Genomic DNA, 7,278 nt, shown 5'->3' with positions numbered 1-7,278 from the left:
GATACTACATGACTCCTCGTTAAAGATAGCGTGATTGATGTCGTTAAAATGTTTTCAATATTATCTTGAAGTATTTCATTGATGAAATATCCAAAGGTTCTGTATGACGGAGTCTGGTGATCCATGAGATACATGAACCTGATATTAACTTTGCAGTTGTCTTCCAGTTCTCTCAGAGAGCAGTAACCGCTAGTCATAAATCCGAAAAGTACTGTTTTTAACATGTTGACCGGATTATATCTGAGTCGTCCGGTTGTGTACTCCGGAATACCCGTCAGATACTTGTTTAAATCGATTCCTCCCATCAATCTGTCAAATGTTAAAACAGGATCCAGCAGATCCAAACAATCTGAAAGAAACAGTGGTAAATATCCTTGTTTTGAATTACAATAATTATTGTGTAAAGTTTTCATTGCAAGTTAATTTTACCACAAAAATAGGACCTTTCGCATGAACGAATGGTCCTATTTCTTTTAGGGACTTGTTTCACAGCCCCCATATAAAACGTATACACATACTTTATCTTCTTTCATCCAGACTTTAACTGTCGGCTTTGGAATTTCACCAAATCATGCCTTACGGCTCGTGGGCTGTACCACCGGTAGGAAATTTCATCCTGCCCTGAAGATAGCTATTCAATTACAGGCAATTATAAATAAAATGGAAATGATTGTCAAGTTGCAGAATGTTATTGTTGTCAATGTTTATTTGATAATAAGACAGTATTGTGTATTATAGTCAAAATGTTGATTTTTTTATAGATTTAATATAAACTATTAACGTGAGTTAATAGTTTTTAAATACTTATATTCTGGAGATAAAATCTTTTTCTGTACTCTAAGAAGATATAAATTTCCGGATTTAAAAAATCTTGAAGGAGAAATAAATAATGAGCATTAACTTAAAAAAAGGGCAAAAGATTGATCTTACAAAAGGAGGCAGCGGACTGAGTCGTATAATGGTCGGATTGGGCTGGGATGAGGCACAGCCTGCACAGGGCGGAGGAGCATTTGGACTGTTTAAATCAAAACCGCAGCCTAAATATGAATTTGACTGTGATGCTTCAGTTATACTTCTTAATGAAATGGGAAAATTATATGGCAGTAATGCAAAAGACTGCCTTGTATATTTTGGCAATCTTAAACATTCAAGCGAATCTATAATCCATAATGGAGACAATCTGACGGGTGCAGGTGATGGTGATGATGAACAGATTACAGTTGATTTGAGCCTGCTTCCTACGGGAGTTGATAAGCTTGTGTTTGTAGTAAATATATATGATGGTGAAAAAAGGAATCAACATTTCGGTATGATAGAAAATGCATTTATAAGACTTGTAGATTTGAGAAACGGCAGTGAGATATGCAGATTTAACCTTACAGAAGATTATAGTGGAATGACAGGTATGATAGTAGGTGAGATTTATCGTTATAAAGGAGAATGGAAATTTAATGCTATAGGTCAGCCGGTAAAAGATGCCGGTCGTCTGCAGTCCTTAGTAAATCTTTATGCTTAGTTAAATCTTAATTGCGGACTTATAGAAATTTAATAAAAAGATTGAATTACAGAGTGATTTTTAGTAAAATATGTTTAAAATAAATCAAGTCTGGAGGTTATACTTATGAATGTATATGATACAAAGAATATTAGAAATGTTGTTCTTCTTGGACATGGAGGTGCAGGCAAAACAACTGCAGCAGAGGCGCTCTGTTATATAAGCGGTGCAGTTTCAAAACTCGGCAAGGTAGCTGACGGAAATACTGTAAGCGACTATGACAAGGAAGAAATAAAACGAGGCTTTTCGATAAGTACCTCCGTTATACCCATAGAGTATAAAGGTGAAAACGGAAATATAAAAATAAATCTCCTTGATACACCCGGATATTTTGATTTTGTAGGTGAAGTTGAAGAAGCTGTAAGTGTTGCAGATGCCGCAATAATAGTCGTAAACTGTAAAGCAGGTATAGAAGTAGGCACTGAAAAAGCCTGGGAGCTTTGCGAGGAATATAAGCTTCCAAGGATTATATTTGTTACAAATATGGATGATGATAAAGCCAGTTTCAGAGAGCTTTTGCTCAAGCTTGAAACTAAATTTGGCAGAAAAATCGCTCCTTTCCACCTTCCTATAAGGGAAAATGAAAAATTTGTAGGTTTTGTAAATGTTGTTAAGATGAAGGGTCGCAGATTTACACAGTTTTCAGATTATGAGGAATGTGAAATACCTGATTATTCAGAGGCGAATCTTAAAATTGCAAGAGAAGCTCTTATGGAGGCGGTTGCCGAAACAAGTGAGGAATATATGGAAAGATATTTATCGGGCGGAGAATTTACCGATAATGAGATATCGGAAGCTCTTAAGGATAATGTAAGTGAATCTGCCATAGTTCCGGTAATGATGGGCTCAGGAGTAAATATACAGGGATTTAAGGCACTTCTTATGGCGATAGAAAGATATTTTCCTTCACCTGATTATGGAGAGTGCGTTGGAGTTGATGTAAGCAGTGGAGAAAGATTTGTTGCTAAATATAATTCACAGGCAAATCTTTCTGCAAAAGTGTTTAAAACTATAGTAGATCCTTTTATAGGCAGATATTCACTCATTAAGATATGTACAGGCACACTTAGACCTGATACTGCGATTTATAATGTTTCAAAAGAAACTGAAGAAAAATCAGGTAAACTCTATGTTCTGCGTGGAAAGGAAGCGGTAGAAGTCTCTGAAATAAAGGCAGGAGATATAGGTGCGGTAGCAAAGCTTAATGTAACGCAGACAGGAGATACAATTGCATTGAAAAATGCACCTATACTTTATCATAGACCTAAAATATCAAAGCCATACACATATATGAGATATAAGGCTGTAAATAAAGGCGATGAGGATAAGATGTCATCCGGTTTAGCAAAACTTATGGAAGAAGATCTTACACTAAATACCGTTATGGATACTGAAAACCGCCAGTCGCTCATATATGGTATAGGTGATCAGCAGCTTGAAATAGTCATAAGCAAGCTTTTAAACAGATATAAGGTTGAGATAGAACTTTCAAAACCTAAAGTTGCCTTTAGGGAAACTATAAAGAAAAAGGTTGAAGCTTCCGGAAGATATAAAAAACAATCAGGCGGTCATGGGCAGTTTGGTGATGTTAAAATGAGCTTTGAGCCTTCTGATGATTTAAAAACCCCCTATGTATTTGAAGAGACTGTATTTGGAGGAGCGGTTCCTAAGAATTACTTCCCTGCAGTTGAAAAGGGTATAGCTGAATGCTGCCTTAAAGGACCGCTTGCAGCATATCCTGTTGTAGGAATAAAAGCGGTACTTTTAGACGGTTCATATCACCCTGTTGACTCATCTGAACTTGCATTTAAAATGGCTGCAACGCTTGCATTTAAAGACGGCTTTATGAGGGCAAATCCGGTTCTTCTTGAACCGATAGCATCGCTTCACGTTATAGTGCCTGATAAGTTTACAGGAGACGTAATGGGAGATATAAACAGAAGAAGAGGAAGAGTTCTCGGTATGGACTCTACACATGGAGGAAAGCAGAGAATAATGGCTGATATACCTATGTCTGAGCTTTTAGGTTATAATACTGATCTTAGAGCCATGACAGGAGGTATAGGAACCTATTCATATGAATTTGTGCGTTATGAACAGGCACCGGCGGAGATACAGAAAAAAGAGGTTGAAGCAAGAGCTTCAAAACTTGAAAACAATGAGTAATAATTAAAGTCTTTTGACAAGAGCTTTTATATTTAATTAAGTATAAAAAAGCATCTTTGTTTAAAGCAGCTTGGAATTTGTAAACTTTGAGCTGTTTCAACAGAGATGCTTTTATTATTCTAAAATAAAATTAATTATACGGTTTAAGCCCGCTTTCTTTTCTTATCGCTATATCATTTTCATCTTCTTTAAAACCGTCAGGGTTATACTTTTGCCATCTCCATGAATCCCGGCACATGGTTTCAAGATCTCTTGTAGTCTTCCAATCCAGCTCTTTTTCCGCTTTTGAAGGATCTGCATAACATCTTGGTACATCACCGGCACGCCTTGGTTTAAACACATAGTTTATACGAAGCTGATTAGCCTTTTCAAAGGCATTTATTACATCAAGTACGGAATAACCGATACCTGTGCCCAGGTTATAAATCAATACGCCGTTTTTTTGTGTCATCATTTTTTTAAGTGCAGCCACATGTCCCTGTGCAAGATCAACTACATGTATATAATCTCTGATACAAGTGCCGTCCGGAGTATCATAATCATTTCCAAACACACCCAGGCATACCAGCTTACCTACTGCCACCTGTGTAATATAGGGGAGGAGATTATTTGGTATACCCCTTGGATTTTCGCCTATTTTTCCTGATTCATGTGCCCCTATAGGATTAAAATATCTTAAAAGCATAACATTCCATTCATTATCGGCAGTATGCAGATCTGTAAGTATCTGTTCAAGCATGCCTTTTGTCCTGCCATAAGGATTGGTTATATGCCCCATAGGACATTCTTCAGTTATAGGTACAAATGCGGGATCGCCGTATACCGTTGCACTTGAGGAAAATACTATATTTTTACATTTATGCCTTCTCATAATATCACATAGAATTAAAGTACCGGTTATATTATTGTGGTAGTATTCAAGAGGCTTATAAATTGATTCACCAACTGCTTTTAAACCTGCAAAGTGTATAACGGCTTCTATATTTTCATTTTTAAAAACGTTATTAAGGGCTTTTTTATCAAGACAGTCGATTTTATAAAATTTAATTTTTTTACATGTTATTTCTTCAACTCTTTTAAGTGCTATATGTGATGAATTTATAAGATTATCTACTACAACCACGTCATAGCCTGAATTTAAAAGTTCAACACAGGTGTGGCTTCCTATAAAACCTGCACCTCCTGTAACTAAAATTGACATAATATACCTCATGATAATAATTTTATTATTTATTGATTTTAACTAATTATTTATTTCATTTTGCGGTAGGTATTCAGCCGTGCTTTTACCCTGTATATCAAGCATTTGGCTAAATTTAAATGGGCCGGCGAATTTAATTTGGTTTTCCATATAGATAGAGGCTCATCTATTAATGGTGAAAAAGCCTTATTCCTGTAAATGCCATTGTGATGTTATGTCGGTTGCAGGTCTCTATAACCTGCTCATCCCTTATTGAGCCGCCGGGTTGTGCTATATATTTTACACCGCTTTCGCAGGCTCTTTCTATATTGTCGCCGAATGGGAAGAATGCATCTGAACCCAGGCTTACATTATCTATTTTTAAAAGATATTCTTTTCGTTCATCTTCAGACAGCATCTCAGGTCTGTGTTTAAAAAACCTCTGCCAGTTACCGTCCTTTAAAAGCAACGGACTGTTTAGTATATAGGTATCTATGGCATTATCCATATCACATTTTTTAAGTCCTTCAAGAAATGGGAGCTTAAGGACTCTCGGCATCTGCCTTAAGTGCCAGCAGTCAGCCTTATCGCCTGCAAGTCTTGTACAGTGTATTCTTGATTGCTGTCCTGCACCTATACCTATTGCCTGACCGTCCTTTGCATAACATACAGAGTTGGACTGTGTGTATTTAAGGACTATAAGTGAAATTAGCAGATCTCTTTGTGCATCTGAGGGCAGGGTTTTATTTTCAGTTACAATATTTGAAAAAAGACTTTCATTAAGCTGAACTTCATTTCTGCCCTGTTCAAATGTGATACCGAATACCTGCTTTTTTTCAGTTACCTGACTTATCTCTGAAACCGGTTTGGGTCTGTAATTTTCATCTATCTGTATTATGCTGTAATTACCTTTTTTCTTTTCTTTAAGCACTTCCAATGCTTCCGGTTCATAACCAGGGGCTATAATTCCATCTGAAACTTCTGATTTTATAAGTTGTGCAGTTTCAAAATCGCATTTATCACTCAATGCAATTATATCTCCAAATGAAGACATCCTGTCTGCTCCTCTGGCTTTTGCATAAGCACAGGCGAGCGGGCTCAGCTGTGTATTTGGAGCTATATGGCATGCGTGCTTTAGGCTTTCATTAAGCTCAATACCTATCGCAGCACCCGCAGGCGATACATGTTTAAATGAAGCGGCAGCGGGTATATTAAAAGCTGTTTTAAGTTCACATACAAGCTGCCATGCATTAAGTGCATCAAGAAAGTTTATATATCCGGGGTTTCCTGAAAGTACTTTTACAGGGAGCCTGATGCCGTCCTCCATATATATTGAAGCAGGTTTTTGGTTCGGATTGCATCCGTATTTTAATATCAGTCTGTCTGATTCCTGCATTATAAATCTCCTTATTTATTTTTATTTTTAATTATATCTTTATATTCAAGATTTTTTATATTGATATACCTTACCCAAAGCGAAATCTTATTTTCTTCATTAAGATTTTTCCAAATCTTATCGGCAAATAAATCTATATCATCAAGTATAGAGATTTTTTTGGGTTCACCACAAAAACTTTTAAGAGGATTTGAATCTCCTATATAGGTATGTATAAAATGACCGTACCCTGGTGTAGGATTATCATAGGCAAATGTAAACCTCTGGCATGAGTCAGGAGAGCCGTTATCTGATTTTAATATGGACATGGCATAATGCTGACCGGTTGCATCAATTTTTATTATACCTGATATCCTTGGTGTATAATTCGGAGCATCAGGTTCAAAGCTGCAGTTTCGCAGGCACTGTTCAAATGTGAGCTGTTGATCCATTCCTTTGTATATAGCATCGGTATGGTCGCCATTAGTAATTATTGTTTTATTGCCAAGTATTTTTACAGGCTGATAAAATATAAGTGAAGGATCGGTTACTTTTTTTTCGTCAAAAGGCTTTGTAATTATACCGTCTTTTTCGGATATAAAAATTCGGTTTCTTGAATTTTCACTTCTACCCATTATAAAATATACGGCTACTGCATGATTTTTGTCAGGACTTTGCCCCAGAACTATACCTCGCCCGGGATAGGGATTAGAAGCAATTTCGTCAAATAGTGAATACACTTTATCTTCCTCCTTTTCAAAATATATATAATATAATAAGACAAAAGCTTTATCATTACAAGACTAAACGTGATAAAATCACAGCTGATTGTAAGTCAATTATTTTTAAAAAAATCCTTGACTTATATATGTATATATAGTAACTTAATACCAGTCAGATCTTATACTAATCAAAAAATTCAAAATAATCTTTTTAAAAATTCTTTAAAATTAAAATAAGTCTGAAAAAAATCCTTATATTTATTATAAAACATAAATCATA

5 protein-coding genes, 1 pseudogene and 1 riboswitch are annotated in these 7,278 nt (G+C 35.9%); of the genes and pseudogenes, 2 read left to right on the top strand and 4 right to left on the bottom strand.

All coding sequences use genetic code 11. From position 1 onward, the window contains the following. A pseudogene (locus HMPREF9333_RS12510) lies at window positions 1-413 on the bottom strand (transposase); the annotation flags it as partial. A gap of 104 nt (window positions 414-517) precedes the next feature. Beyond that, a riboswitch (FMN riboswitch) is annotated at window positions 518-633 on the bottom strand. Between the two features lie 256 nt (window positions 634-889). Here HMPREF9333_RS12510 and HMPREF9333_RS04495 point away from each other — a divergent pair. Both HMPREF9333_RS04495 and HMPREF9333_RS04490 read left to right on the top strand, forming a co-directional pair. After that, on the top strand, window positions 890-1,516 hold the full coding sequence (locus HMPREF9333_RS04495; RefSeq protein ID WP_005540131.1) for a TerD family protein: 627 nt from the start codon (window positions 890-892) through the stop codon (window positions 1,514-1,516). A gap of 105 nt (window positions 1,517-1,621) precedes the next feature. Beyond that, complete coding sequence (locus HMPREF9333_RS04490) at window positions 1,622-3,721, top strand: elongation factor G (protein WP_005540130.1); 2,100 nt, start codon at window positions 1,622-1,624, stop codon at window positions 3,719-3,721. A gap of 130 nt (window positions 3,722-3,851) precedes the next feature. Here HMPREF9333_RS04490 and galE read toward each other — a convergent pair whose 3' ends face one another. The 3 genes from galE to HMPREF9333_RS04475 form a co-directional block, all read right to left on the bottom strand. Continuing rightward, complete coding sequence (galE, locus tag HMPREF9333_RS04485; RefSeq protein WP_005540129.1) at window positions 3,852-4,922, bottom strand: UDP-glucose 4-epimerase GalE; 1,071 nt, start codon at window positions 4,920-4,922, stop codon at window positions 3,852-3,854. A gap of 169 nt (window positions 4,923-5,091) precedes the next feature. Further along, window positions 5,092-6,297, bottom strand: a complete 1,206-nt coding sequence (locus HMPREF9333_RS04480; RefSeq protein ID WP_005540128.1) for a phosphoribosylaminoimidazolecarboxamide formyltransferase — start codon at window positions 6,295-6,297, stop codon at window positions 5,092-5,094. An 11-nt stretch (window positions 6,298-6,308) separates the two neighbouring features. Next, window positions 6,309-7,016, bottom strand: a complete 708-nt coding sequence (locus tag HMPREF9333_RS04475) for an IMP cyclohydrolase (RefSeq protein WP_005540127.1) — start codon at window positions 7,014-7,016, stop codon at window positions 6,309-6,311. Between the last annotated feature and the right edge of the window lie 262 nt (window positions 7,017-7,278).

Origin of the sequence: Johnsonella ignava ATCC 51276 (assembly GCF_000235445.1) — a bacterium.
GTDB classification, from domain to species: Bacteria; Bacillota; Clostridia; order Lachnospirales; family Lachnospiraceae; genus Johnsonella; species Johnsonella ignava.
The sequence above is the reverse complement of the archived record's forward strand: the minus strand, read 5'-3'. Positions and strand labels throughout refer to the sequence as shown.

Bases quoted from the DNA above. Each gene is read 5' to 3' on its own strand.
- HMPREF9333_RS04495 (WP_005540131.1), top strand. From the start codon at position 890: ATGAGCATTAACTTAAAAAAAGGGCAAAAGATTGATCTTACAAAAGGA.
- HMPREF9333_RS04490 (WP_005540130.1), top strand. From the start codon at position 1,622: ATGAATGTATATGATACAAAGAATATTAGAAATGTTGTTCTTCTTGGA.
- galE (WP_005540129.1), bottom strand. From the start codon at position 4,922: ATGTCAATTTTAGTTACAGGAGGTGCAGGTTTTATAGGAAGCCACACC.
- HMPREF9333_RS04480 (WP_005540128.1), bottom strand. From the start codon at position 6,297: ATGCAGGAATCAGACAGACTGATATTAAAATACGGATGCAATCCGAAC.